The sequence below is a fragment of the Mesorhizobium sp. M0626 genome (assembly GCF_040320665.1).
Lineage (GTDB): Bacteria > Pseudomonadota > Alphaproteobacteria > Rhizobiales > Rhizobiaceae > Mesorhizobium.
The window spans coordinates 56,708-82,450 of record NZ_JAMYQD010000021.1 but is presented as its reverse complement, the minus strand read 5'-3'; the positions used below and the strand labels follow the sequence as shown (position 1 = coordinate 82,450).

At 62.3% G+C, this 25,743-nt stretch carries 22 protein-coding genes; 12 read left to right on the top strand and 10 right to left on the bottom strand.

Translation table 11 applies throughout. From position 1 onward, the window contains the following. The first annotated feature begins 81 nt into the window (after positions 1-81). The 5 genes from NKI37_RS25675 to NKI37_RS25655 are packed head-to-tail and all read left to right on the top strand — an operon-like array spanning position 82 to position 7,710. Complete coding sequence (locus NKI37_RS25675; protein ID WP_502896382.1) at positions 82-2,832, top strand: AMP-binding protein; 2,751 nt, start codon at positions 82-84, stop codon at positions 2,830-2,832. Next, positions 2,829-3,809: an NAD(+) synthase gene (gene nadE / locus NKI37_RS25670; protein WP_352790203.1), complete on the top strand. Its 981-nt coding sequence runs from the start codon at positions 2,829-2,831 to the stop codon at positions 3,807-3,809. Before NKI37_RS25675 ends, nadE begins: the two co-directional genes overlap by 4 nt. Positions 3,810-3,815: 6 nt before the next feature. Beyond that, positions 3,816-5,843, top strand: a complete 2,028-nt coding sequence (asnB, locus tag NKI37_RS25665; protein WP_352790181.1) for an asparagine synthase (glutamine-hydrolyzing) — start codon at positions 3,816-3,818, stop codon at positions 5,841-5,843. Continuing rightward, positions 5,833-7,389 (top strand): class I adenylate-forming enzyme family protein, encoded by a 1,557-nt coding sequence (locus tag NKI37_RS25660; RefSeq protein ID WP_352790184.1) that lies wholly within the window; start codon positions 5,833-5,835, stop codon positions 7,387-7,389. Before asnB ends, NKI37_RS25660 begins: the two co-directional genes overlap by 11 nt. 54 nt (positions 7,390-7,443) lie before the next feature. After that, positions 7,444-7,710 (top strand): acyl carrier protein, encoded by a 267-nt coding sequence (locus NKI37_RS25655; RefSeq protein WP_023670883.1) that lies wholly within the window; start codon positions 7,444-7,446, stop codon positions 7,708-7,710. 53 nt (positions 7,711-7,763) lie between these two features. Here NKI37_RS25655 and NKI37_RS25650 read toward each other — a convergent pair whose 3' ends face one another. Next, a complete protein-coding gene (locus tag NKI37_RS25650; RefSeq protein WP_023697126.1) occupies positions 7,764-8,456 on the bottom strand; it encodes a N5-glutamine methyltransferase family protein in 693 nt (230 codons plus the stop codon). 508 nt (positions 8,457-8,964) lie between these two features. Here NKI37_RS25650 and NKI37_RS25645 point away from each other — a divergent pair. Continuing rightward, complete coding sequence (locus NKI37_RS25645) at positions 8,965-9,336, top strand: response regulator (RefSeq protein WP_023817741.1); 372 nt, start codon at positions 8,965-8,967, stop codon at positions 9,334-9,336. Between the two features lie 371 nt (positions 9,337-9,707). Further along, positions 9,708-9,911, top strand: a complete 204-nt coding sequence (locus tag NKI37_RS25640) for a hypothetical protein (protein ID WP_155921622.1) — start codon at positions 9,708-9,710, stop codon at positions 9,909-9,911. Positions 9,912-10,083: 172 nt separating this feature from the next. On the opposite strand, the gene NKI37_RS25635 is transcribed toward NKI37_RS25640, so the two are convergent. The 7 genes from NKI37_RS25635 to NKI37_RS25605 all read right to left on the bottom strand — a co-directional run bounded on the left by NKI37_RS25635 (position 10,084) and on the right by NKI37_RS25605 (position 16,463). After that, the gene (locus NKI37_RS25635) at positions 10,084-10,269 is read right to left on the bottom strand and encodes a hypothetical protein (protein ID WP_352790187.1); all 186 of its coding nucleotides are present in this window, start codon (positions 10,267-10,269) and stop codon (positions 10,084-10,086) included. 590 nt (positions 10,270-10,859) lie between these two features. Further along, positions 10,860-11,414: an NAD(P)H-dependent oxidoreductase gene (locus NKI37_RS25630; protein ID WP_352790190.1), complete on the bottom strand. Its 555-nt coding sequence runs from the start codon at positions 11,412-11,414 to the stop codon at positions 10,860-10,862. Between the two features lie 61 nt (positions 11,415-11,475). Then, a complete protein-coding gene (locus tag NKI37_RS25625; RefSeq protein WP_023670876.1) occupies positions 11,476-12,531 on the bottom strand; it encodes an aldo/keto reductase in 1,056 nt (351 codons plus the stop codon). A 20-nt stretch (positions 12,532-12,551) separates the two neighbouring features. Then, the gene (locus tag NKI37_RS25620; protein ID WP_352790193.1) at positions 12,552-13,499 is read right to left on the bottom strand and encodes an ABC transporter ATP-binding protein; all 948 of its coding nucleotides are present in this window, start codon (positions 13,497-13,499) and stop codon (positions 12,552-12,554) included. Further along, positions 13,477-14,475: an ABC transporter ATP-binding protein gene (locus NKI37_RS25615; protein WP_023670874.1), complete on the bottom strand. Its 999-nt coding sequence runs from the start codon at positions 14,473-14,475 to the stop codon at positions 13,477-13,479. The genes NKI37_RS25620 and NKI37_RS25615 overlap by 23 nt, the downstream gene beginning before the upstream one ends. Before the next feature lie 2 nt (positions 14,476-14,477). Then, complete coding sequence (locus NKI37_RS25610) at positions 14,478-15,476, bottom strand: ABC transporter permease (RefSeq protein WP_023701123.1); 999 nt, start codon at positions 15,474-15,476, stop codon at positions 14,478-14,480. After that, complete coding sequence (locus tag NKI37_RS25605; RefSeq protein ID WP_352667321.1) at positions 15,477-16,463, bottom strand: ABC transporter permease; 987 nt, start codon at positions 16,461-16,463, stop codon at positions 15,477-15,479. It lies immediately after the preceding gene. A 313-nt stretch (positions 16,464-16,776) separates the two neighbouring features. On the opposite strand from NKI37_RS25605, the gene NKI37_RS25600 reads away from it, so the two are divergent. From NKI37_RS25600 to NKI37_RS25580, 5 genes are all read left to right on the top strand, one after another. Then, entirely contained in the window at positions 16,777-18,387 is a 1,611-nt protein-coding gene (locus tag NKI37_RS25600) for an ABC transporter substrate-binding protein (protein WP_352790197.1), read from the top strand. Between the two features lie 63 nt (positions 18,388-18,450). Next, on the top strand, positions 18,451-19,635 hold the full coding sequence (locus NKI37_RS25595) for an LLM class flavin-dependent oxidoreductase (protein WP_023670870.1): 1,185 nt from the start codon (positions 18,451-18,453) through the stop codon (positions 19,633-19,635). A 9-nt stretch (positions 19,636-19,644) separates the two neighbouring features. Next, positions 19,645-20,682 (top strand): ABC transporter substrate-binding protein, encoded by a 1,038-nt coding sequence (locus tag NKI37_RS25590; protein ID WP_023701127.1) that lies wholly within the window; start codon positions 19,645-19,647, stop codon positions 20,680-20,682. 15 nt (positions 20,683-20,697) lie between these two features. Further along, a complete protein-coding gene (locus NKI37_RS25585; protein WP_352790200.1) occupies positions 20,698-21,915 on the top strand; it encodes an acyl-CoA dehydrogenase family protein in 1,218 nt (405 codons plus the stop codon). An 8-nt stretch (positions 21,916-21,923) separates the two neighbouring features. Continuing rightward, positions 21,924-23,186 (top strand): FAD-dependent oxidoreductase, encoded by a 1,263-nt coding sequence (locus tag NKI37_RS25580; RefSeq protein ID WP_023727400.1) that lies wholly within the window; start codon positions 21,924-21,926, stop codon positions 23,184-23,186. Between the two features lie 33 nt (positions 23,187-23,219). Here the strand turns inward: NKI37_RS25580 and NKI37_RS25575 are convergent, their stop codons facing one another. Together NKI37_RS25575 and NKI37_RS25570 are read right to left on the bottom strand one after the other, a co-directional pair. Beyond that, positions 23,220-24,311 carry a rhodanese-like domain-containing protein gene (locus tag NKI37_RS25575; RefSeq protein WP_023727401.1) on the bottom strand — a complete coding sequence of 364 codons (1,092 nt, stop codon included), beginning with the start codon at positions 24,309-24,311 and terminating at the stop codon, positions 23,220-23,222. Further along, positions 24,308-25,666, bottom strand: coding sequence for an LLM class flavin-dependent oxidoreductase (locus NKI37_RS25570; RefSeq protein ID WP_023727402.1), 1,359 nt, complete (start codon positions 25,664-25,666; stop codon positions 24,308-24,310). Before NKI37_RS25570 ends, NKI37_RS25575 begins: the two co-directional genes overlap by 4 nt. Between the last annotated feature and the right edge of the window lie 77 nt (positions 25,667-25,743).

Genomic DNA, 25,743 nt, shown 5'->3' with positions numbered 1-25,743 from the left:
AGATCGAGGCATCATCCGAATGATTGATGAAAAGATCTCCGCGGCGAGCGATGTTCGACCGTCAGCTTGGCGGGGCCCTGAATGTCCTCAGTGTGTTTGCATTCGGAAGTGGCAAATCAAAACCTACAGGTGGATCTGCGACCCACCCGAAAGTGGTCAGTCGTTCCCGAATATGATCTTGACCAAGGGGGGCCAGTCTGGCGCCGTTACCGACAGATGGGTGCCAAATTTGCGGACACTCCAATCTTCGACCACCTTGGAGATGTCGCCAGGCGGTATCCTGACAAGCTCGCAATCAGCGACGGCGCGAACCGCCTGACTTTTTCTGAGCTTTTCCGGGCGGTCGAGACGCTGGCAACTCATATCGCTGCCGTCGTCCCCGAAGGGCAGGCCATCGGCATCCTGCAAGCAAACTCCGCTTGGTATCCTGTGGCGATGTTGGCGACCATGGCGGCGGGACGGCCTTCGGTCCCGCTCAACACAAGAGATCCCGCCTCTCGCATTTTCGATATAGTCAGTGCCGCGGGGCTCGGCGCGATTATAGGCGCCGAAAATGTTCGCCCGGTCGAATTGGCCCAAGAGATCGTCTGGATCGAAATTGCGGCCGCCGTGGCGTCCAACGATCAACACCCAGAACAGCAGCATAAGCCCCCTATGGTTTCGGTCGATGCGCCCGCATTGGTGCTTTACACTTCGGGCAGCACCGGGCGCCCCAAGGGAATCGTCAACAGCCAACGCAGCCTGCTATGGCGGGTCCGGCAATATGTCGATGCGTGCCATATCAGCGCGGATGACGTTTTCCTGCCGCTGACCGGGCCAGCCACGATCGCCGGTTGCCGGGAGATCTTTGCGGCGCTGCTGACGGGCGCCACGTTGCATCTTCTCGAGGTGGAGGCTGTCGGCCTGCGCGCTACGCGCGCTCGATTGCAGTCCGAAGGTGTGACGATCGCCTATCTTGTGCCGGCACTGCTTCGAGCCCTCCTGGCTGAGGCGCCCGCCGACGCTTCCTGGCCGCTCAGAGTGGCCCGGATCGGTGGGGAGAAAGTGTCATGGACGGACATCGCTTTGCTGCGCAAAGCCGTTTCGGACCAGTGTCTGATCCAGATCGGCTACTCATCGACTGAAACCATCGGTTCGCAATGGTTCTTGCCGCCTGACTGGCCCGAGCAAGACGCGTCGGTTCCCGTCGGCAGGCTGCTCCCTGGTATGACATTCGCTATCGTCGACGAAGCGGAGCGCAATGTAGGGCCAGGCGAAAGTGGAGAGCTTCTGATCAAAAGCCGCTATGTCCTGCTTGGTCATTGGGAGAACGGTGTGGTCGTTCCCGCGCAGCCGGACCCCGACGATCCCGAGGCTCGGCTTTTTTCGACCGGGGACCTCGTTCGGCTCGACGATGATGGCATCTTGAGGATCGTCGGCCGCAAAGGGCGCCAGATCAAGATCAATGGTCGACGCATCGAGCCCGCCGAACTCGAACGGGTCTTGCGTTGCGCGCCTTCGGTGGCGGATGCCGTGGTGATGGTAACGGCCGCGCAGGAACTCATCGCCTTCGCGGTTCCCCAGCGCTTCGCAGGCGGCGCTTTTGCAGACGACCTTCGCCAGCTCCTCAGAATGACCTTGCCGGCACCATTGCGTCCCTTGCGATTGCACCCCGTTGACGCAATCCCACGCCTGTCGGGAGGTAAGGTCGATTTGGCAACACTGGCCGAGATAGATCGTTCGCACGGAAGGAGGGCGCGAGTCGCCCGGTCGTCCACTCTCGATGCTCCGCCCGCCGGAGGAGCAAAGGACACACGTCAAATAGTGCAGCACGCGTGGACGCAGGTTCTCAACACAGGCACTGCCACGGGAAACTGGGATGATGCTGGAGGAGATTCGCTGCAGCTGCTGCACTGCGTGATGGCGATCGAAAACGCCATCGGGCAAGAGCTGGGCCTCGAAGCATTCACCGTCGGCATGAGCTTGGACGAGATGGTTGAGGCGGTCGTCTCTGCACGGTCGGGCGAAGGGCGCGAAAAGAAGCACCACCCCCCGGTTCTTTTCCTGTTTCCAGGGTCCGTTGGCTATGGTCCGAGCCTGGCTGCGTTCGCAGCCGCCATAGGGAAAGTCGCCCGTGTAAACCCGATCCGATATCCGAGCCTTGCGGCGATACTGGACGGACACAACACCCTCAGCGCCATGGCTGGCGCCGCACTCGAGCAGATAAGCCGCATCCAACCTGCGGGCCCCGTGCGACTTCTCGGCCATTCTCTGGGTGGCGCGGTTGCATTCGAGGTTGCCGCACGGCTCATGAAGGCCGGGCGAACGGTGCGGTTCCTGGGCATCCTCGACACGAGCCTTCTGGACGAGCCGAGCAACCATTGGGAGACACTTACCCGTACGTTCTATCGTATTCGCACCAACCGCATATCCGCGCATCGGATGGCTTGCAGAGCCCTTGCGAAGATCACCGTCGCCGTGGGCGGCGAAGCGCGTCTGGCCAGGATTCTGGACAGATTTGCCAATGGAGAGTTCAACCCGACGATCTTCAGGACCAAACTGGAACTGCAGGAGGTTTTAAGGGCGAAGTCATTCTTCCAATGGCTTGAGGCACCGAAACCGGCTCTGCCCCTCTCCGGTACCTTGTTCCGATGTCGCAGGGAGGGAATGCCGCGGGCCTTGGGCTGGGACAGCGTCTTGGCACACCTGGACGTCATTTCGATCACGGGCAGCCACATCGACCTTGTCGTCGAACCAAACCTTGCCACCAACCGTCCGCTTATCGAGACGGCCATCGTGCAGACCTATTCCCCCGCCGAATCTCGCAAAAGGGAGGACTTGTCATCGACATAATTCCGGAATTCAGCAAGGACATGCTGACGCTCGATGCCCGCGCGGAGGTCGATCGCATCGTTGACACCTTGCGCACTCAGGTTCTCGGCACCCTGCATCGTCGCGGCGTGGTTGTCGGTCTTTCCGGCGGTATCGACAGCTCCGTCGTCGCGACCTTGTGCATGCGCGCGTTCGGGAAAGACAAGGTCCTGGGACTGTTCATGCCGGAGCGGGATTCTTCCGGCGACTCCCTGAGACTTGGCCGCCGCGTCGCGGCACAGCTTGGCATTGAAAGCGTCCTTGAGGACATAGCACCGGCACTGGAGGCCATTGGGGCCTACCGCCGGCAGATCGATGCGATCCAGACCGTCGTTCCCGACTATGGGGAAGGGTGGAAATGCAAGCTGGTGATCGCGTCGGTTCTGGAGAGCAGCGGGCTCAATATAACCCGCCTCACGGTCCAGGATCCGCAGGGTAAAGTAGATACCGTGCGTCTGCCGCCAGCTGCCTATCTGCAGATCGTTGCTGCGACAAACTACAAGCAGCGCCTGCGCAAGATGACGGAATACTATCACGCCGACCGCCTCAAATACGCGGTTGTCGGCACTCCAAATCGCCTCGAGTACGACCAGGGCTTTTTCGTCAAGCAGGGCGACGGAGCCGCCGACGTGATGCCGATCGTTCACCTTTACAAAACCCAGGTTTATCAACTCGCGGAATATCTCGAGGTGGATGATGAAATCCGGCGGCGGCCACCGACCACCGACACTTTTTCCATGGCCCAAAGCCAGGAAGAATTCTATTTCGCGCTGCCCTATCACCTGATGGATCTATGCCTCTACGGCCTGAACCACGGGGTCGCCAGCAATGAGCTCGCGGCGGTTGCTGGCCTCACCGAGCCCGAGCTTCAGAAAGTGTTCAAGGACATCGAAGCGAAACGAAGGGGGGCCCACTATCTTCACGCGCGGCCTTTGCTGTCCGCCGAAGGCGGAGATTGACCGAGCATGTGCGGCATCGGTGGAATCGTGGCGCTGAATGCCACAGCGGCTTCTCCTTCGCGGCAGGCGCTGATGCAGATGATGGGCGCGCTGGCGCATCGCGGGCCCGACGGGCGCGGTCTCTACCGGGACAGACGCGCGGGGCTGGCGCATGTGCGCCTGTCCATCGTCGATCTTTCCGGTGGCCAGCAGCCGATGGCGGATACAGGCGATACGACGTGGATCGTGTTCAACGGCGAGATATTCAACTACGTCGAATTGCGTGAAAAACTCACGGCGCTCGGCCACCGCTTCCGAACCCGCAGCGACACGGAGGTCGCGCTGCACGCCTATCGTGAGTGGGGAGAAACGGCCTTCGAGCGGATGAACGGCCAATGGGCAATTGCGATCTGGGATTCAGTGGCCAATCGTCTCGTATTGTCGCGCGACCGCTTCGGCATTTGCCCGTTGTATTTCAGCGAGCATGCGCACCGGCTTTATTTCGCCAGCGAAGTGAAAGCCATTTTCGCGGCCGATCGAACCATACCTCGCGCCCTTGATCCAGCCGGCATCGATCAGACGTTCACGCTCTGGACGGTCGTTCCGCCGCAAGGAGTTTTCCACGGAATCAACGAACTCGAGCCGGGTCGTGTCCGCATCTATCAGGATGGCACCGTTCGTGAGCGGATTTTTTGGCAGCCTTCCTATCCCGACAATTTCGGATCGCGGCAGGGCGAGTTCCCCGGGTCCTCCAACGACGCGGTGGACCGCGTGTCTAGCGCTCTTGAGGCCGCGACGGCGCTCAGAATGGTGCGCGCCGACGTGCCTGTCGGGTGCTACCTCTCCGGAGGGCTGGACAGTTCGCTTGTGGCCGCGCTCGCGAGGCGCTTCGCGGGCGAGCGCTTCCAAACCTTCTCCTTGCGTTTTGCCGACGCCGAATATGACGAGACCCGCTTCCAGCGAATGGTTGCCGAGGCGACCGGCAGTGAGCACCATGAAGTGGTCGTTTCGCGCAGAGATATAGCCGGAATCTTTCCGGAGGTAATCCGACACACCGAACGCCCGATACTGAGGACTGCCCCGGCGCCACTCTTCCTGCTCTCGCGCCTGGTGCGTGAGCGTGGAATCAAGGTCGTGCTGACCGGCGAAGGCGCTGACGAAATGTTCGCCGGCTACGACCTGTTCCGCGAAGGCAAGGTCCGCCGCTTCTGGGGGCGCCACCCGACTTCGACACGACGCTCTCGGCTCCTGGAACGCCTTTACCCCTATCTCACCCGCTCGCCGGTGCAACAGCAGGCGATGGCGCGTCAGTTCTTCGGGCGAAATATTCAGGCTTACGACGCGCCGGGCTTTGCTCATGAAACCCGCTGGCGAACCACCAGGGCCATCAAGCGCTTGTTTACGGCCGATATGCGGGCTCGAACGCAGGGCCGCGACGCCGTGTCCGAGTTGCTCGCCCGTCTGCCCGCGCAGTTTGCCCGTTGGAGTCCCCTTGCGCAGGACCAGTATCTCGAGGTGCAAACACTGATGTCGGGCTATCTGCTCTCCTCGCAAGGCGACAGGATGCTGATGGCTCACTCCGTCGAGGGGCGCTTCCCGTTCCTGGACGATGAACTTGTGAGGCTCGCGAATTCGCTGCCACCCTCCTTCAAACTCCGCGGCCTCGACGAAAAGCACGTGCTGAAGCGCATGGCGGCACCCATCCTGCCCTCCGAGATCGTAGCCCGCAAGAAGCAGCCCTTCCGCGCGCCCAACGCGCTTTGCTTCGTCGGCGCAGACGCTCCGGATTACGCTCGCGAGGCCGTTTCGCAGACGGCCCTGCGCGAGGCGAATGTCTTCGATCCAAAGGGGGTCACGCACCTGCTTGCCAAATGCCAGGCCAGAACTGGCGATGGCGACCTGTCCAATGCCGACAACATGGCGCTGGTCGGCGTGTTGTCGACCCAACTTCTTCATCAGCAGTTCGTCGCGGGTTGTCCCAGTGCAACGCTCGAATGCACGCTCAGCGTCGACGTCGACTGCGAACATCGGGAAGAGCGCCTGTATGTTGCATGATGCCGTACCATTGCTGCATGACTACCTCGCCCATTCCGCCGTCCGACACGGAAGTAAGGTGGCGCTGGTGTGCAACAGCCAGCGTGTCACCTACCTCGAACTCGAAACGCGAGCCAACGCGATCGCCTGGGACCTGTCCGCATCCGGAGTCGTTCGCGGTGATCGCGTGATGATCTTCGCCGACAACACCGTCGAGACGGTGGTTAGCTTCTGGGCGGTGCTAAAGGCGAATGCGGTGGTGTGCATCGTCAACCCGCTCACCAAGAGCGACAAGCTCGATTATCTGCTCAACGACTGCCGGCCGACGGCGCTCATCACGGACGGCCATCTGCACGCGATCTTCCGCGAGCCGGCGCGCGGCTGCCCGTCACTTCTGCGGGTGATCGTATCGGGACCGATCGACGACGTCGAACTCGCCCAGCTGCCGTTTGCCGTGCGCTGGGACGCCGCCCTCGCCAATGGCGCGGATACGCCGCCGGCACGGCAGTGCATCGATGTTGATCTGGCAGCCATCATCTACACGTCCGGGTCGACGGGCGAACCCAAGGGCGTGATGCTGACGCACAGAAACATGATGGCCGCGTGCGCGTCTGTCGCTTCCTACCTGGCGATTGCCGAGGACGAGGTGATCCTCAATGTCCTACCCCTCGCCTTCGATTATGGACTGTACCAGATGATCATGGCTTTTCGTACCGGCGCCCGGCTGGTGCTCGAACGCTCGTTCGCTTTCCCGGCACAGATCCTCGGGTTGATCAGACAGGAGGGGGTTACGGGCTTTCCTGGCGTGCCCACAATCTTTGCCGCGCTCTCCGAACTCAGGTCCCTCAAAGACCAGGATTTCTCGAGCATCCGCTACGTCACAAACACTGCGGCAGCCCTACCCCTCAAGCATATTTTCATGCTTCGCGAGCTGTTTTCGGGTGCACGCATCTATTCGATGTACGGTCTCACCGAATGCAAACGTTGCACCTATTTGCCGCCAGAGGACCTCGAGCGAAAGCCATTGAGCGTAGGGATCGCAATCCCGAATACGGAGATGTGGATCGTTGACGAGCATGACAGGCGGATAGGCCCCGGCGTTGTCGGCCAACTCGTCATTCGCGGCGCAACGGTGATGAAGGGGTATTGGGGCAAGCCCGAGGCAACGGCCAGGAAACTCAAACCCGGCCCGCTGCCAGGCGAGCAAGTCCTATACACCGGCGACTACTGCCGGATGGATACGGAGGGTTACCTCTACTTCGTTGGCCGTGGGGATGAGATCATAAAGTCGCGAGGCGAGAAGGTGGCGCCAAGGGAAGTGGAAAACGTACTCATGGACATTCCAGGAGTCAGAGAAGCGGCCGTCATCGGTGTTCCGGACGAGCTCCTCGGGCAAGCGGTGAAAGCCTTTGTGGTGATGGAGCATGGAAGAGCCATTGGCGAAAGGGAACTGCAGAAGGAGTGCCAGAAGCGTCTGGAAAACTTCATGGTCCCGAAATCCATCGTCGTTGTGGCGAACCTGCCGATGACGGACACGGGAAAACTCAAGAAAACGGCGCTGTCATGATGCGGGGCCAGAACCAAGTCGCTGATTAATGGTGACGCCACGGAGGACGAATTCATGTTGACCATCAAGGAACGCACCGGAATCTACAGCGAGCAGATTCGTAGTTTCTTGGTTTCAAATTTCTACGTCAGCGACGTCAAGGCATTGCTGGATGACGCATCCTTGCTCGATCAAGGCATTGTCGACTCGACGGGTGTGCTTGAGATTATCGGGTTCATCGAGGAGACCTTTGGCATTACCGTCGAGGATAGCGAACTTCTGCCTGAAAACCTTGATTCCATCCAAGGGATCGAGCAATACATCATCCGCAAAATGAACTGATGGGTAAGCGTTACGCCCAGAGCAGCCCGTATTTGGTCTGACTGTCGCAGGATTCATGCCTGCGACTTGACTTGCCCCAGAACCACCCGGCCCTCGCCCGCTTCGTTCGAGACCGAACGGATGTTCTCGAATGCCTTGCTGCGTTCCAGCAGACCCGCTACCTGTCGGTCTTGGCCAAGCCCGACCTCGAAGAGCAGGATGCCGCCACGCCGCAGGTATCGCGGTGCGTCTTTCAGTACGCGCATATGAATGCTCAGGCCGTAAGGGCCGGCTGCGAACGCCTCGCGCGGCTCAAGCTCGATCAGATGGGCGCGGTCGCCCTCGAGCCGCTTTTCAGAAATGTAAGGCGGATTGCAGACGATTACGTCGATAGTTCCGTCTAACCCAAGGCCGATGAGAGAGTCGAACAAGTCGCCCTGAAGCACCGAAAGACGCTCAGCCATGCCGTGATGTGAGGTGTTGCGGCGTGCCGTTTCGACGCATTCATCGGTGAGATCGCTTGCCCAGACAAGGGCGCTGGGCACATGGTAGGCGATCGCGCACGCCAGATTCCCAGTGCCGCAGCACATATCAACTATGCGCGGAGCCGGCAGGTTCATCTGATGCAACACACCAAGCGCGGTCTTGCCGAGCAACTCGGTCTCAGGTCTGGGGACGAGCGCACCGGGCGAAACCAGCAGTTCAAGTCCCATGAACATGGCGCGGCCGGCGCCATAGGCATCCGCTACACTGAACTCTTTGCTCATGGCCGACCCCATCGCTTGATCTCCCCAGTATAGATCTGCGGCGCTCATGCGCCAGCCAAACCTGCTCCGAAATCATGAATTCTCAAGCCTTTCCTTCGAAAAACTGCAGGCACAAACTCGGTGCATCGCACTTCTGACGCTCATTGACCGACCGCAATCTCAGGTCGCCCAAGATGGAGAGAGAGAGAGAGAGAGAGAGAGAGAGAGAGGTGCTACTCATGCTTGAAGAGCCAATGGCGTGGTACGGAGGCTTTTAGATTTTGCGGATCGTGGAGAGGGGTAAGCGCCTATCCAACTCTCGATGGAGCGGGGGCGGACCGCAGCTCCATTGACGCGCTAATCTTCGGCTCCGGTAATTCAGCAAGTGGTCGGTGGAAGCGCCTGCGCTCCAGCATCAGCCTCACCTTGCTGCATGGAGAGGTTACCTATAGGTTTGCGGACATGTCGAAACAACTGTCCGAAGGTCTCGGATCGACATCTCATTTCCGGTCAATCGCAGAGAGGGGCCGTGAGCGAAAGCGTGAGTGTTCTGATTGTTGAGGATCAATGGCTAGTCGCGCAGGACACTGCCGCGCGGCTGCGTCGCGCCGGTTATCAGGTGGTCGGACCTGTGCCGTCGGTATCCGCCGCTCTGCGTCTTATCGAATCGGACAAGATTGACGTGGCGTTGCTAGACATCCAGCTGAACGGTGAAACGGGTCTGCCCGTGGCGAGGATATTGCAGGCGCGAGGCATCCCCTTTGCTTTCTTGTCGGGATTTGGCCCCGCCGACGTTCCCGCGGCTTTCCGCGACTGCAGATTCCTGCCGAAGCCGGCAACCGATGCTGTCATCCTTGCTGCTGTCAGCGAGTTGGCGTCCCTGCGCACAGCTTCGCGCTGACATTCGCTCCGACCGAATTATTACCGGAGTTGCGCCCTGGCGACCTGATAGGCCGGGCGAGGTCAGTTTCACACAAGGCAACATTGGAGCTTTGGCCAGGAGGACGGCGGACTACGACCGTCGAGGACGGAAATTCAGCGTTCAAAAAGCATCCGCCGGGGTTCCACTTCTCGGCCTGTTGGCGGCGATTTGGACTTAGGTCCGATCCCGGTCGCCAGAGGTCGGATTGCGGAACATCTGCCAAGGACCCACGTTCGGGTTTGAGCACGGAGGTGCCGGCCGATCTCGAAGCGCAAGTTTCACGGGCAACTGTTGGGGAGTGTCGTAGTGCCGATTTCAAACGATATGGGGGACGAGTACCTGGAACTGGAATGTCCAAACTGTTCTCATGTCATCATAAAAAAGGGATCGTGGTTGAAGGTGATATCCAACTTCAACTGCACCCAATGCCATGCAAAAATCAGAATTGGTTATATGACCAAGCTCGCGCTTTTCGAGAAAAAAAGGCAAAGCATGAACCCGGCTGCGCAGTGAGCGTCCTGGCGGCCCGACAGTCGTTTGGGGTGGTGCGTTGAACCGTCGGGCCTGACCGGCCCGATGGCGGGGGAGCCAGGCCGGCTGGGTGAATCGTATACATTAGATCGTGCTTATCAAGCCCAAATCCGCGGCGCGACATCGCCTGGTGGGCAACGGTGAAACCCGCGCCCGTATACGCGCTAGGAGGAACGTCGGCGGTCAACATGCCGCTCATTCGTAGAGAGTGCGAACAGCTTCATCAAACAGCTCCACCTCGGCTTCAACCTTTTCAGCCGCTTTATCGACCTTGTCGAAACGCTTCAGCATTCGGTTGTGGAGCATGGACAAGCGTGCGGCATGGTAGACCATACTGCGCTTGTAACCTTCAGAGTCGAGTGGTTCGAACAACATTGTCATAGCAGCAATCCTCAATGTTTTCCGTCCTGCAATCCTTCCCTAGTAAATCGTCAATTAACTCTTTCGTTCCGCTGGTGATGCGAAGGCGCCCGAATGAATAACTCGTTGCGCTGTCTCCAGACTGCACGAGCGTGATTCGTCTGTCCGAGGTTGGGCATCAAGGCTTGCGCTTGCCTCGCCTGTTCGGCTCGTGCTGCGTCAGTCACGATGGACGGCCAGCTTCAGTTTTCAATCGCGTTGGGCGTGAGTTGAATACCGGCGCTGCCAAGAAATTGCCGATGATCAACCTGCTCTGTGGGACCGATCAACCCGTCAGGAGCGACGAACCGAGCCGGCTTGTATGATCGGCCCGCCGCTGGGACGCGAGCGGATCGAAGATCACGTCGGCAGGTGCTCTGCCCTCTCTGGGACGCCGGCGCCGCGCGCACTTACTGAAAAAACCCAAACAGAATAAGAGCGAGAAAGGCAAACAGCAGCGCTGCAGCCGCTAGCAACACACCTTTGTTGGAGCCCCGCCGAGGTTGAGGGTCAGGCACGAGTTTTTTCCGGTTTGGGAGTTCATTCATTGGACATTAATTTGCGGCTGCAAATTAGGTTCCGCTCATGCAACGTCGCGAACTGGTCCACGGCCTGTGCGGCCAGCCCAGGACCGTTGGATCCAAAAGCTTGCCGTCGGCAAAATCGCTGTCGCTGCCATAGACGACGCTCGGCACCCTCAGCGCCGAATAGAAGCCGAACGGCGGGCGAAGCTGGTGTTCGACCACCAGCGCGTGGCGCTGGCCGCCTCCCGTCGCGCCGATCAGGACTGGGCGATTGACGAGTGCCAGCGGATCGATGAGGTCGAACAGGCCAGCATAGGAACCATTATAGACCGGCGTCGTCACGATCAGCGCGTCGGCTTGTTCGACCGCGGCCACCACATCCAGCGCCTCCGGCGTCAATTCCTTTCGCGTGAACGCAGCACCCAGACCGCGGCCGGCATCGACGAGATCGAGGAAATTCACTGTGACCGACAGTTTTTCGCGCAGTGCCTCACCCAGGTGATGCGCCAGCCTCCGTGATTTCGACGGCCTATGGGTGTTGCCTGACAACACGACGATGTTCTGGCGCAGCCGTTCGACATGGAAATTCGTGGTCTCTCTCATCTGTGCGAAATGATTGGAGACTCTGACGGGGCCGCCGGCCCCGCCAGTCCACAGCTGACCGTCAGGCGGCGCGCAGAGGCCGCGTCAGCGGGATCGGTGCGGCCGGCTCGGAACGCGGCACACGGCCTTCGACCGGATGGCTCGGATCGTTGAACCCATGCGTCGAGGCATGGCCGGCGGTGACGAGGCGGTCGACAAAGGCCTCGTCCTCGGCGGTCAGCCTGAAGTCCAGCGCCTTGGCGTAGCTGTCCCACTGTTCCTCAGTGCGCGGACCGGCGATCGCCGCCGTGATCAGCCGGTTGTTGAGCACCCAGGCCAGCGCGAAATCGGCGGCCGAGACACCGCGCGACTTTGCGTGCGCCGCGATCTGCCTGGCGATCTCGATCGATTCCGGGCGCCACTCGGTCTCGGCGATACGCTTGTCGCCACGCCCGGCCCTAGTGTCGGCGGCTGGCGCCTGGTTGGGCTCGTATTTGCCGGTCAGCACGCCGCGCGCCAGCGGGCTGTAGGAGACGACACCAAGACCAAAATAGGCTGCCGCCGGCAGTTGCTCGGCCTCGGCGGTGCGATTGACGATATTGTAGAGCGGCTGGCTGGCCACCGGCCGGTCTATGCCGAGTTCATCGGCGAGATGCGCGACTTCGGCGATGCGCCAGCCACGGAAGTTCGACACGCCGAAATAGCGCAGCTTGCCCTGGCGGATCAGGTCGGCGATGGCCCGCACCGGCTCCTCCAGCGGCGCATCGAAGACGGCGCGGTGGAAATAGAACAGGTCGATGTAGTCTGTTCCCAGGCGCCGCAGACTGTTCTCGACGGTCTGGATCACCCATTTGCGTGAATGGCCGCCGAGATTGGGACCCTTGTCATGCGAGTTGACGAATTTGGTCGCCACCACCCAATGATCGCGCGTCGCCTTGATGCCGCGGCCAACAACTTCCTCGGACTTGCCATTGTGGTAGACGTCGGCGGTGTCAATGAAATTGACGCCTTGCTCGCGCGCCTTGTCGATGATGCGGTGCGCGACCGTCTCCTCGGTCGGCCCGCCGAACATCATGGTGCCAAGGCTGAGCGGGGAAACCTTCAGGGCGCTGCGGCCGAGATAGCGGTAATCGGACATTGTTTTGCTCCGTTGAACTTTCAGTTGAGGGTTGGTTCGGCGTAGTGGCAAGCGACGTGATGCCCCGCCGCGATCGCCCGGAATGCAGGCTCTTGCGAACGGCAGAGATCCGTCGCCAGCGGGCAGCGCGTGTGGAAACGGCAACCGCTGGGGATGTTCTGCGGGCTCGGCAGATCGCCATGGATCGGCGCTGCCTGGCGCCGGCGCGCCGGGTCCGGCACGGCGTCCATCAGGGCGCGCGTGTAGGGATGTTTTGGCGAGGTCCACAGCGTCGCATTGTCGGCGCTTTCGACGATGCGTCCGAGATACATGACCAGCACCCGGTCGGCGAAATAGCGGACCACCGACAGATCATGCGAGATGAACAGGTAGGACAGGCCGAGCTGCCGTTTCATGTCGACCAGCAGGTTGAGGATCTGGGCCTGGATCGAAAGGTCGAGTGCCGACACCGGCTCGTCGCAGACGACCAGTTCCGGATTGAGGATCAGTGCCCGGGCGATGCCGATGCGCTGGCGCTGACCACCGGAAAATTCATGCGGGTAGCGGCCAAGCGAATCCTTGGGCAGACCGACGCGCTCGATGATATCCTCTACAATCTTGCGCCGCTCGGCCTTGTTGCCGACGCTATGGACTTTCAGCGGCGCGGTCAGGATGTCGCCAATCGTGTGGCGCGGGTTGAGCGACGCGAACGGATCCTGGAAAATCATCTGGATGTTGCGGCGCGCCGCCTTCAGCCGGCGGGCGTCGAGAACGGTGATGTCGGTGCCGTTGAACTCGATCTTGCCGCTGGTCGGATCGACCAGCCGCATGATCGTCTTGCCGAGGGTCGATTTTCCGCAGCCGCTTTCGCCGACGAGGCCAACCGTTTCGCCGGGTCCGACCTCGAGCGAGACGCCGTCGACGGCGCGCAACGCACCACCCTGAGCATGGAAATGCGTGGAGAGGTCAAAGACCGAGAGCAGCGCCATGCGCAACCTCCGGAATGAAGCTGTAGGGGCAGGCGACGAGGCGATCCTCGCTCACCTCGACGAGGTCGGGCACGAAATGGGCGCAGCTATCGCGCGCCACCGCGCAGCGCGGCCGGAACGGGCAGCCTTTCTCGCCAGCGGCCGAGACGATGCTGCCGGGTATCTCCGTCAGCCTGGCGTCGCGGTAGTGCAGATTGGTCTTCAGCCTTGGCGAAGCGGCCAGCAGGCCGCGCGTATAGGGATGGAGCGGAGTTCTGAACAGCGCGCCGGGCAGCGCCTGTTCAACCTTGCGTCCTGCATACATGACGACGACCTTGTCGGCCCACTGCGCGACGACGCCAAGATCGTGGGTGATGAGCACGACAGCCATCGACAGTTCGCGGCGCAGCGTATCGAGCAGGTCGAGCACCTGCGCCTGGATGGTCACATCCAGCGCCGTCGTAGGTTCGTCGGCAATCAGCAGGCGCGGACGGCAGGCAACGGCAATGGCAATCATGACTCGCTGGCGCATGCCACCGGAAAGCTGGTGGGGATAGTCGTCGATGCGCCGCTGCGGATCGGGAATACGCACCAGATTGAGAAGCTCGATGGCACGGTTCCGCGCTGCCTTGCCGCGTATGCCTTCGTGCAGCGTCAGTACCTCGGTGATCTGCCGGCCGATGGTCAGCACCGGGTTGAGCGACGTCATCGGCTCCTGGAAGATCATGGCGATCTCGCGCCCGCGCAGGTTCCGCATCGCCTTCTGGTCGAGACCGAGCAGATCCCTGCCGGCGAACTCGATCCTTCCATTGGGGATCTTCGCCGAGCGCGGCAGAAGCTGCATCAGGGCAAGTGCTGTCAGCGATTTGCCGGAGCCCGATTCGCCGACGATCGCCAGCGTCTCGCCTTCGCCGACCTCGAAACTCAGCCGGCTGACCGGCTCGGTGCTCGGGAAGCGAACCGTCAGATTGTCGACCTTGAGCAAAGCAGCGGCCATCTCTAGCGCTCCTGCGAGAAGCGCGGGTTGAGCGCGTCGTTGAGGCCGTCGCCGATCAAGTTCAGCGCCAGCACGGTGAAGACGATCGCAAGCCCCGGCAGTGCTGTCAGATACCAGGCGGTGCGGATCAACTCCCTGCCCGCTCCTATCATCGAACCCCAACTGACGACATTGGGATCGCCGAGGCCCATGAAGGACAGCGCCGATTCCATCAGGATTGCGGTTGCCACCATCACCGACGAGGTCACGATCAAAGGCGGCAGCGCGTTTGGCAATATCTCCCGAAAGATGATGCGGGCATGGCCATAGCCGAGGCTGCGCGCGGCCATGACGAAATCCTTTTCGCGAATGGCGCGGAATTCGGCGCGGGTCAGCCGCGCCACCGTCGGCCAGGTGATGACGGCGATCGCCACCGTCACGACAAGCGCCGTCGGTTGCGCGATCGCCACCATGACGACCAGAAGCACGAAGCTCGGTATGGTCTGAAAGATCTCGATCAGGCGCACCAGCACGTCATCGATCCAGCCGCCGAAATAGCCGGCGGTGGCGCCGACAAGGATGCCGAAGCTCAGGCCAAGTGCTGTCGCCACCAGGCCGACGAACAGTGAAATCCGCGCACCGTGCAGAATGCCGGAAAGCACGTCGCGGCCCATGGAATCGGTGCCCAGCGGAAAGCCAGGATTCTGCCCCGGCCAAAGGAAGGGCCGCGCCACCATCGACAGCGGATCGGCCGGATAAACGACGGGCGCCAGCAATGCTGCGAGCACGACCAGCGACAGGAACACCACGCCGAACATGGCGTTGGGATTGCGCAGGAAAATCCTCAGCGCCCGGCCGCCGGCTGCAATCGGTACCGACGCCGCAGAGGCGGAGCGCGCGTCGGGCGCGTGAAGATTGCTCCAGCTCTTCGCCTCGGGTTCAGCCGGTGCCGCAGGCTCGCGAGCCTCGGCATAGGCGCGGCGGGAGCGGGCGTCGCCCGTGACGAAATCGGTGGAAGCCATTCAGCGCACTCCGATGCGGGGATCGAGCCAGGCGTGCAGCAGATCGACCGTCGCATTGGCGACGATGACCAGCAGCGACGACAGCAGCAGGATGCCGAGCAGCACCGTGAAATCGCGGCCCATGACCGCCTCGAAGGCGAGGCGCCCGAGGCCGGGCCAGGAATAGACGGTCTCGACAACCACGGCGCCGCCAAGCATGCCGCCGACATGCATGCCGGCCATGGTGGTGATGGGGATCAGCGCGTTGCGCAGGACATGGCGGATGGTGATGATGGTCGGCGACAGGCCCTTGGCGGCGGCGGTTCGCACGTAGTCCTGCGACTGGACTTCCAACATCGCCGCCCGCGTCAGCCGCGCATAGATCGCCACGTAGAACAGCGCCAGCGACAGCGCCGGCAAGATCATGTAGCGCACCTTGTCCCACACGCCGGCAAGGCCGGTCAGGTTGCTGCCTATGGTTCCCGAACCGCCGCTCGGCAGCCAGCCGAGCTTGACCGAGAACAGCACGATCAGCATCAACCCGATCCAGAAGCCCGGGATCGAATAGAACAGCAGCGAAACGACCGAAAGCAGACGATCCGGCAGGTGTCCCGAAAACACCGCCATCAACGATCCGAGGACGAGACCAAGTGCGATGGCGATGGTCAGCGCCACCGCCATCAGCAACAGCGTTCCCGGCAGTCGTTGGCCGATCAGGTCGGCGACCGGCATGCCGTAGCGCGGTGAAAAGCCGAGGCTGAAATGCGCCAGGTTGTAGAGATAATTGAACAGCTGGACGAGCAGCGGATTGTCGAGCCCGAAGCGCTGGCGCAGAGCGGCCATGGTCTCCACCGTGGCCGAGCCGGCCTCGCCGGCCATGACGTCGGCGGCGTCGCCGGGCGCAAGCTGCAGCAGAAAGAAGTTCAGGATCACAATGCCCAGAACGGTCGGCACCGCCTGGATCGCGGTGCGTCGAAACGTTCTGCCAATGCGCGTCAGGGTCGACATCGTTTTCGCTATCCCGGCTGTGGCTGACGATGCGGGTTTACTGTTTCCCGGAAGTTCCGAGCTTTTTAGTTGACAAGATTTATAGACATTGTCAAACCTGATCTAAGAAATTTTGTTCTGCAAATGGGGAAACTGCAGAATAGAATTTTATTTCATGCTACAAAGAAAGCCATTTGAAGTATGAAATCTTAAGTGCGGGAGCGCGGCGGCCAAATCTTTTCACAAACGGGCCGGCTCTTGGAACGATGGATTTTTCACCCGGCTGCCGACGACCGGCCGATTGATGCCGGCAGCAAAAAAGGACCAGGGCACCATGTCTCATTTCCTCACTCCGAACCGCCGCAGGTTCCTCGGCCTTTCGGCGACAGTGCTCGGAGCCACCCTGTTGCCCGCATCGCGCAGTGCCTACGCAGCCGAGCCGAAACAGGGTGGGACGGCGACGCTGCTGCTCTCGGCCGAGCCGCCGGTGCTGACGACGATCGCCCACACCGCATTCAATTCGGTCTACGTCTCGGCAAAGACCACCGAGGGCCTGCTGACCTATGATTTCGATCTCACGCCGCGGCCATCGCTGGCCAGGCAGTGGTCGGTCAGCGACGATGGCCTGCAATACACATTCAAGCTGCGGGAAGGCGTGAAGTGGCATGACGGCCAGCCATTCACCGCTGCCGACGTCGCCTATTCGATCGCCACGATTAAGGAGGTTCATCCGCGCGGCCGCAACACCTTCCTCAACCTTGTCGATATCCAGACGCCGGATCCGCTGACCGTGACGCTGGTTCTGTCGAAGCCGGCACCTTACCTGATCACGGCGCTGGCCGCGGCCGAAACGCCGATCGTGCCGAAGCATCTTTATGACGGCAGCAAGGCCGCCGAGAATCCGGTCAACACGGCTCCGATCGGCACCGGCCCATTCGTCTTCAAGGAATGGGTCCGCGGCAGCCACATCGTCTACGAACGCAACCCCGGCTATTGGGATGCACCGCGCCCCTATCTCGACCGGCTGATCGTGCGTTTCATTCCGGACGCCTCGGGACGCGCACTGGCGCTCGAGACCGGCGAGATCGACCTGGCGCCGGCAACGCCGATCCCGTACAGCGATTTGCAGCGCTTCGAAACGCTGCCGCATATCGGCTTCGAGAAGCAGGGTTACCAGTATTCCAACGGCATCAGCCGGGTCGAGTTCAACCTGGAGAAACCCTATTTCCAGGATGTTCGCGTCCGCCGCGCCTTCGCCCATGTCATCGACCGCGACATCATCCGCGACACCATCAACTACGGCTATGGCGCGACCATTCCGGGCCCGATCAATCCCAATCTGAAGAAGTGGTTCGTCGCCGACCTGAAGACCTATCCGGTCGACATTGCTGCCGCTGAGAAACTGCTCGACCAGGCAGGCTTGCCGCGCGACGCCGACGGCGTCCGGCTCAAGCTTGTCCACGATTATGTTCCGAGCGGTGAGACCTACAAGCGTGGCGCTGAATACATCAAGCAGGCGCTGTCCGCGGTCGGGATCGCGGTCACCGTGCGCAGCCAGGATTTCGCCACCTACACCAAGCGCATCTACACCGACCGTGATTTCGACTTCACCTTTAACGGCATGAGCAATCTGTTCGACCCGACGGTCGGCGTGCAGCGCCTCTACTGGTCGAAGAATTTCAAGCCGGGCGTGCCGTTCTCGAATGGCTCGAAATACAGCAACCCCAAGGTCGATGAACTTCTTGAAGCGGCCGCTGTCGAGGTCGACCACGAAAAGCGCTTCGAGCAATGGGCCGCGATCCAGCAGATCCTGGTCGAGGACCTGCCCGACATCGGCATCGTCAGCCAGCCGGAAATCACCCTCTACAACAAGCGCATCGCCGACCACACGGTAGGCGCCGAGGGCAATGCCGGCTCCCTCGCAACAGCCCACATCGTCGCCTGATCCGCCAAACCCGTGCGCGGTCTTCACGCACGGGTTCCCTGCCTCCATCCGAGAAAGTTCGCCATGACGCTCGCCCATAAGCCTGGTTCCATCGTCGGCACGCCCTTCTTCAGGGCGCCCACCGATTATCCCGACAGCCCGCTGTCGAAAGCGCTTCAGCAGCCGGTGCTGCTCGGGCTGTTCCTGCCGATCCAGGCCGGTGGTTGGACCAACTCGACCCTGGAGCGTTCGACCGACTGGCGCTTCGACTACAATCGCGACCTGACGCTCAGGGCGGAAGAGCTTGGCTTCGACCTTGTCTTTGCCCTCAGCCAATGGCTGCCCAAGGGTGGTTATGGCGGTGTCTTCAACGGCCAGGCGCTTGACAGTTTCGTGTCCATCGCAGCCATGGCCGCGATCACCAAGAGGATCATGCTGATCTCGACCATGCATGTTCTCTACGGCCCGTGGCATCCGCTGCATCTGGCGAAATTCGGCGCTACTCTCGACCACATCTCCGGCGGCCGCTGGGGCATCAATGTGGTCACCGGCCATCGCGCCGTCGAACACGAGATGTTCGGCTGGAACCGCATCGAGCATGACCGCCGCTACGAACTCGCCGCCGAGTTTGTCGAAGTGCTGCAGCGGCTGTGGCAGGACGACGAGAATTTCTCCTTCTCCGGAGAATCGAGCTGGAAGCTCAACGGCGGCTTTGTCACGCCGAAGCCGAATTACGGCCGGCCGATCCTGGTCAACGCCACCGGCTCCGACGCCGGCATTTCCTTTGCCGGCCGTTACTCCGACATCGTCTTCGTCACCAGCCCGGCCGGCTCAGACATAGCCAGCGCGCTGGAGGCGCTGCCGGCGCATACCAAGAAGGTAAAGGACGCGGCCCTCGGTGTCGGCCGCACCGTGCGCACGCTGCTCAACCCGCTGGTCATCAGCCGTCCGACCGAGAAGGAAGCCTGGGCGGTCGCCGACCAGATCGTCGCCCATGCCGACAGCCGCACGCCGAAAGGCTTCCAGACCTTCAACAGCGACGCCCAGGCCTGGAAAGGTCGAGAAGGCCGTGACGATCCCTACGCCAAGGTCGGCGGCAACATCTATCTCATCGGCACGCCCGAGCAGATCGTCGACCAGTTCGTCAAGCTCAAGGACGCCGGCATCGACGGACTGCAACTGTCCTTCTTCGACTTCAAGCCGGATCTCGAATTCTTCGGCGAGAACATCCTGCCGCTGATGAAGCAGGCCGGCCTGCGCAACGTCTGAGGAGCAATCATGACCACGACTGCGATCTCCGAAATCTGGTACACACGCTGCCCGGTGCCGACGCCTGTCGGACTTGCGGCACAACTCGGGCTTCTCGACGAAACCTTCCGCAAGGAAGGGATCGAATTGAAGTCGATCATCGACTCGCCCAACCGCGATATCCGCCAAAGCCATTTCAACCACACGCTCGACTGGTCATTCCGCCACGGCGGCAACGTGCCGCCGATCCGTGCCCGTTCCGAAGGGCGCAAGACGCGTCTCGTCGGCATCACCTGGACCGACGAGTTCCAGGCCATCATCGCCTTGCCCGGCTCCGGCATCAAAACGACCAGAGACCTAAAAGGCCGCCGCTTCGGCATCGCCCGGCGTCCCGAAGGCATCGTCGACTTCATGCGGGCGACGGCGCTGAAGGGCCTGGTATCGGCGCTGTCGCTCGAGGGCCTCAGCCATGCCGACGTCGAGATCGTCGACATCGCGCTGACCGACAGTGTGCTCGACAGCCAGGAAGGGCCATCGTTGTTCGGCCTCAAGCGCAAGCAGGCCTATGGCGAGGAGGCAGCAGCCCTGATCCGTGGCGACGTCGACGCCATCTATGTCAAGGGCACGGCCGGCATCAATGTCGCCAATCTGATCGGCGCCATCCAGGTCGCCGAATTCGGCTTCCACCCGGAGCCCAATATCCGCATCAATTCCGGTTCGCCGCGCGTGCTGACCGTCGACGATTTGCTGGCAAAAGAACGCCCCGAACTGATCGCTCGGCTGATCGAGACGATCCTGCGCGCCAGCGCCTGGGCCGAGGCGCATCCCGACGAGACGCGGCGCTTCGTTGCCCGCGAATCCGGCGCCACCGAAGAGCAGGTGCTGGCGGCCAACGGTCCGGATGTCCACAAACATCTCGGCCTCGGGCTGCAGCCCGAGCTCATCGCGGCGGTTTCCCACTACAAGGATTTCCTGTGCGACTGGGGTTTTCTCGCCAGCGATTTCGACGTCGAGAAATGGGTCGATCGCCGGCCGCTCGATCTGGTGACCATTCGCGCCGCCGCCTGAGAGGAAGCCAGCTTCATGACCTCGACCATTCCCGAGTTTCCACAACTCCTCGACACGGCAGCCGGCCTTGCCAACGACTTCGCGATGACCGCCGCGCATCACGACGCGACCGGGGATTTTCCGTTCGCCAATTTCGACCGGCTTCACCAGGCCGGGCTGCTTGGCCTGGTGACGGCGCGCGAGCATGGGGGCCTCGGTGGCGGGCTGGTGGAAGCCCAGGCAGTGATCGCCGAGATCGGCCGTGGCGAGCCGTCGACGGCGCTGGTGCTGGCCATGCATTACAACAGCCAGTACGCGCTGCGGAAATCCGGCAAATGGCCGCGCCATCTGGTGCAGCGGATTGTCGAGGCCGGCCGCCTCGGCCCTGCTTTGATCAACGCCGCGCAGGCCGAGCCGGGGATCGGCTCGCCCGCTCATGGCAAGCCGCCCGAAACCATTGCCCGGCGCGACGGCAATGTCTGGCGGATATCCGGCCACAAGAATTACGTCACCGGCATTCCCATTCTGAAATGGGTGAACTTGCTGGCGCTGACCGACGAGCCGCAACCGCGCCTCGCCTCGTTCCTGGTGCCGACCAATGCGCCGGGATTGCGCGTCGAAAAGACATGGAATGCCGCCGGCATGCGGGCCACCGCCAGCGACGATGTCATCCTCGACAATGTCGTGGTGCCTGCCGAAGACATTACCGAGGCACAGCCAGCGTCTGAACCGCTGAGGCGTGAAGAAGGGCCGACAGCGTTCTTCTTTTCGCTGATCGGCGCTGTCTACCATGGTGCGGCCCGCGCGGCCCGTGACCGGCTGGCCTCCTTCGTCACCACGCACGCGCCGGCGAGCCTCGGCGCGCCGCTATCGACGGTGCCGCACATCCAGGCGGGGCTGGGCGACATCGAGGTTCGGCTTGCGCCCAGCACGCGGCTGCTGCGTTCGCTCGCCGAAGATGTCGATGCCGGCCGACCGGTCGGCACCGACGGCATGACGGTCAGGCATGTCGTCATCGACAATGCCGTTGCCGTCACCTCGCTGGCGCTGGAGCTTGCCGGCAATCCCGGCCTCAACAGAGACTTCCAGCTCGAGCGCCACCATCGCGATACGCTGACCGCGCGCTCGCATGCACCACAGAACCACATGATCCGCACGATCGCCGCCAAAGCGGCGCTCAGCCGCCACGCTGCCCCTCAGGTAGCCGAGCCGCCGGCTGTTGCTGTCAAACCCAGGCTCAAGGCGGTCGGGTGAGCGGCGTCATGGCATCCGAACATGTCGAAGTCGCCATCGTCGGTGGAGGCCCTGGCGGCCTGACACTGGCGCAGGGCCTGAAGAAGAACGGCATCGGCGTCGCCGTCTTCGAGAAGGATCGCGCCCGCACCGACTATGTCCAGGGTTTCCGCCTGCGCATCCGCCAGCGCGGCATCGATTCGCTGATCGCCAATCTGCCGCCGGAACTCTACGAAGCCTTTGTCGCCACGCTCGGCCAGGCGCCGGACCGCAACATCCTGCTCGACGAGAATTTCGAAACCTTGGGCGAGGATGCCTGGGGTGGCGGCAATGCGCAGGGCGAGGTTGACGACACGCATATCGAAAAGTCGGTGAGCCGCATCACGCTGCGCCAGGTGCTGCTGTCCGGCCTCGACGGTGTCGTGCGCCATGGCAAGGTCTTTTCACGCTACGAGGAGCAGCCGGACGGTTCGGTAACAGCGCATTTCGAGGACGGCTCGACAATCCATGCCGATGTGCTGGTCGGCGCCGACGGCGCCCGCTCGCGCGTGCGCCAGCAGTTGGTGCCGCATGCGCGAAGCTTCGACACCGGCGTCAGGCGCTTGGCCGGCAAGATGACGCTGCATGCCGCAGCCCTTCACCAGATCTCGCCGCTGCTGCTCGACTACAATGCCGGCATCCGGCCGTCGGAAGGTCACGGGCTGATGGTCACCAGCCATCGCGTCAATGTCGAGGCCTATCGTAGATATGGGCTGATCGGGCTGGACGACGACACCCACAAGGACATTGCCGGTTTCCATTTCAACAACACCACCAGCTATGTCTGGTGGAACACCGCATACGAAAAGGGCGAGCTGGCCACGGATGAAATGCTGGCAAAGCTCTCCGGTGCCGACCTGCTCGACCTGCTGGTTTCGAAGATCGGCCACTGGCATCCGGAGATCCTCAACCTCATCCGCCACACCGATCCGTCGACAGTGGCGCTGCTGCATGTCCACAGCTCCGAGCCTGTCGATCCATGGCCGACGAAACGGGTCACGCTGCTTGGCGACGCCATCCACGCCATGACCTATTTCCGCGCGCTCGGCGGCAACACCGCGATCTACGACGCCGGCTTGCTGGTGCCCGAACTCGTGGCCGCCAAACGCGGCGACAAGCCGCTTCTCCAGGCACTGTCGCACTACGAGGCCAGATTGCTGGAGCACGGCGCCAAAGCCGTGCGTTCTTCGCTGACGGCGATGCAGAAGAACGTGCTCTCAGGCCGCCGCCGTCAACAGGAAGCCGCCGAATAGCAGCCCGAAAAATCGCCTGACAGTGCTCCTACCTTACGCCGCTTCCACCAGGCTCGCCGACTGGAAGTCGTGCAAGAGGATGGCGATCTCGAAGCCGCGCCGCTGCAGCCAGTGCGCCGTCGTCGCCGCGCGGACGCCAAGCAGATCGTCGATCAGCACGATGCGGGCGCCGCGCACGGCGATGGTGCGATAGGCGACCCCGAGCAACTGCCCACCCTCCGACGTGATCGACCCCGGAATATGCGCTTCGGCGAACTCTTCCGGCGTACGCACGTCAAGCAGGTAGGTTGTCCGCTTGTCGTCCCTCGCCCAGGCTGCGGCCGTCGCCGCATCGATGCGCGGAAAACCGTCACCCTCGGCAAGCTTTGCGATGTGCTCCCCGGCGAAACGCTTGGCGTCCTCGCTGGCCGGACCATAGGCAGCGGTCCTGCCGGTTTCCAGCTCGAGGCCGGCCTCGCGCCACGCCTTGGTGCCGTCGTGCAGATAGGCGACCTTGTTGGGCACGCCGGCGTCGATCAGCGTCTGCGCGCCGATGATGGCGCGCGGCAGGCCGGCGCAGGAGACGACCACCTGCGTCTCCGGCGACGGCACCAGGTCGGCGAAGCGCAGCACCAGTTCGGCGCCCGGCACGCTGATGGCGCCCGGCACATGGTCCTTGTCGAACTCCGCCACCGTTCGACTGTCGAGGATCACCACGTCGGCGCCCTGGCCTTTGAGCGCTTCAAGTTCGTCTACGGTGATGACCGGCGTTCCCTTCTCGTCGCGGATCGCCAGCGAAAAATCGACGCCCGGCGTGTCGAAGGTCGGCAAGCCGTCCACGCCGCCTTTCGTCCATTCAGGAATTCCACCGGCCAGTGCGAAAAGCTGGCTGCGACCATGCCCGGACAACCGTTCGACAAGTTGCTCGGCAACGCAGCTGCCGTCATCGGCCAGCACGGTGCGCACCGATTTGCGCGGGATGAAGCGGTCGATCTCCGCTTCGACGTGATCCGCCGGCAGATTGGTGGCAAACAGCGGCGACGCGTATCCGACTGCCGCTCTGTCCCGGATATCCAGCACCGCCAGTTCCTCGCCATCGGCCAGCCATTGGCGAAAAATTTTCCAATCGATCGTGCTCGCGCTCATGAGGCCTTCCTCTGCTGATGTTCGGCAACGCCACGGACCGGACGCGCAAGGCCGAGATTCTCGCGCAGCGTGCTGCCTTCGTAAGCGGTGCGGAACAGGCCGCGCCGCTGCAGCTCCGGGATGACGAGATCGACGAAATCGGTGAGGCCCGTTGGCAGGATCGGCGGCATGACGTTGAAGCCGTCCGCCGCACCGCCGGTGAACCACTCTTCCATCATGTCGGCGACATCTTTTGGCGTGCCGACGATCTGGAAATGGCCGCGCGCGCCGGCAACGGCGAGATATAATTGCCGGATCGTCAGGTTCCGGCTCGCGGCCAATTCGGAAACGACTTTCAGGCGGCTCTTCACCGCATCGGAACTGCCGAGTTCCGGCAACGGCCCGTCGAGCGGATGGCCGGAAAGATCGACGCCACCGAGCAGTCCGGAAACCAGCGCCACGCCGACCACCGGATCGACCAGCCGTTGGATGGCGTCGAACTTGTCTTCGGCTTCCGCGCGCGTCGGCGCAACGACCGGGAAGACGCCGGGCATGATCTTCAAGCTGTCGGCGGAGCGGCCGAACGACCCCAGCCGGCCCTTCAGCTCGCTGTAGAAACCCCGCGCCGAGTCGATGGTCGGATGAGCGGTGAAGACCACCTCCGCCGTGCGCGCCGCAAAATGCTGGCCAGCATCGGACGAACCGGCCTGGACGATGACGGGGTGGCCCTGCGGCGGGCGGGCGACGTTGAGCGGGCCTTTGACGCGGAAATGCCGGCCGACATGGTCAGGCGCATGGATGCCATGCCGGTCGATGGCGATCCCCGAAACCTTGTCGGCGACGAAGGCATCGTCGTCCCAGCTGTCCCACAGCTTCTGCGCCACGGCGACGAACTCCTCGGCGCGGTCGTAGCGGTCGGCATGAACGGGATGCTGGTCGCGGCTGAAATTCGCCGCCGCCGGAGCGTCGGCCGAGGTGACGACGTTCCAGCCTGTCCTGCCGCCGCTCAGATGGTCGATCGAGGCAAACAGCCGCGCCAGGTGGAACGGCTCCCAATAGGTGGTCGAGGCGGTTGCCACCAGCCCAATCCTCCGCGTGATGGTCGAGAGCGCCGACAACAGCGTCAGCGGCTCGAAATGCACGACATGGCCGGTGCGTTCGAAAGTCTCGATCGGCTGCTCGCCATTGCGCGCGCTGAGGCTGTCGGCAAGAAACACCATGTCGAACAGGCCGCGCTCGGCGGAGCGCGCGGCGTCTGCATAGTGCTGGAAGCTCAGGCCAGGATTGGCCGGCACATCGGGATGGCGCCAAGCGGCGACATGATGGCCAGGCCCTCGGACAAAGGCGCCAAGCCTCATCTTTCGATCTTCAGTCATGGTCGGCTCTCGTGGCGTTCTCAGGCTGGTCGCGCTATGGTTTTCATCTCTAGCGCCTGCCAACCCCACTGCGCGAA

Excerpts from the sequence above, each read along its gene's own strand:
- NKI37_RS25675 (WP_502896382.1), top strand. The coding sequence starts at position 82 with ATGTCCTCAGTGTGTTTGCATTCGGAAGTGGCAAATCAAAACCTACAG.
- asnB (WP_352790181.1), top strand. The coding sequence starts at position 3,816 with ATGTGCGGCATCGGTGGAATCGTGGCGCTGAATGCCACAGCGGCTTCT.
- NKI37_RS25660 (WP_352790184.1), top strand. The coding sequence starts at position 5,833 with ATGTTGCATGATGCCGTACCATTGCTGCATGACTACCTCGCCCATTCC.
- NKI37_RS25655 (WP_023670883.1), top strand. The coding sequence starts at position 7,444 with ATGTTGACCATCAAGGAACGCACCGGAATCTACAGCGAGCAGATTCGT.
- NKI37_RS25650 (WP_023697126.1), bottom strand. The coding sequence starts at position 8,456 with ATGAGCAAAGAGTTCAGTGTAGCGGATGCCTATGGCGCCGGCCGCGCC.
- NKI37_RS25640 (WP_155921622.1), top strand. The coding sequence starts at position 9,708 with ATGTCCAAACTGTTCTCATGTCATCATAAAAAAGGGATCGTGGTTGAA.
- NKI37_RS25635 (WP_352790187.1), bottom strand. The coding sequence starts at position 10,269 with ATGACAATGTTGTTCGAACCACTCGACTCTGAAGGTTACAAGCGCAGT.
- NKI37_RS25630 (WP_352790190.1), bottom strand. The coding sequence starts at position 11,414 with ATGAGAGAGACCACGAATTTCCATGTCGAACGGCTGCGCCAGAACATC.
- NKI37_RS25625 (WP_023670876.1), bottom strand. The coding sequence starts at position 12,531 with ATGTCCGATTACCGCTATCTCGGCCGCAGCGCCCTGAAGGTTTCCCCG.
- NKI37_RS25620 (WP_352790193.1), bottom strand. The coding sequence starts at position 13,499 with ATGGCGCTGCTCTCGGTCTTTGACCTCTCCACGCATTTCCATGCTCAG.
- NKI37_RS25615 (WP_023670874.1), bottom strand. The coding sequence starts at position 14,475 with ATGGCCGCTGCTTTGCTCAAGGTCGACAATCTGACGGTTCGCTTCCCG.
- NKI37_RS25610 (WP_023701123.1), bottom strand. The coding sequence starts at position 15,476 with ATGGCTTCCACCGATTTCGTCACGGGCGACGCCCGCTCCCGCCGCGCC.
- NKI37_RS25605 (WP_352667321.1), bottom strand. The coding sequence starts at position 16,463 with ATGTCGACCCTGACGCGCATTGGCAGAACGTTTCGACGCACCGCGATC.
- NKI37_RS25600 (WP_352790197.1), top strand. The coding sequence starts at position 16,777 with ATGTCTCATTTCCTCACTCCGAACCGCCGCAGGTTCCTCGGCCTTTCG.
- NKI37_RS25595 (WP_023670870.1), top strand. The coding sequence starts at position 18,451 with ATGACGCTCGCCCATAAGCCTGGTTCCATCGTCGGCACGCCCTTCTTC.
- NKI37_RS25590 (WP_023701127.1), top strand. The coding sequence starts at position 19,645 with ATGACCACGACTGCGATCTCCGAAATCTGGTACACACGCTGCCCGGTG.
- NKI37_RS25585 (WP_352790200.1), top strand. The coding sequence starts at position 20,698 with ATGACCTCGACCATTCCCGAGTTTCCACAACTCCTCGACACGGCAGCC.
- NKI37_RS25580 (WP_023727400.1), top strand. The coding sequence starts at position 21,924 with ATGGCATCCGAACATGTCGAAGTCGCCATCGTCGGTGGAGGCCCTGGC.
- NKI37_RS25575 (WP_023727401.1), bottom strand. The coding sequence starts at position 24,311 with ATGAGCGCGAGCACGATCGATTGGAAAATTTTTCGCCAATGGCTGGCC.
- NKI37_RS25570 (WP_023727402.1), bottom strand. The coding sequence starts at position 25,666 with ATGACTGAAGATCGAAAGATGAGGCTTGGCGCCTTTGTCCGAGGGCCT.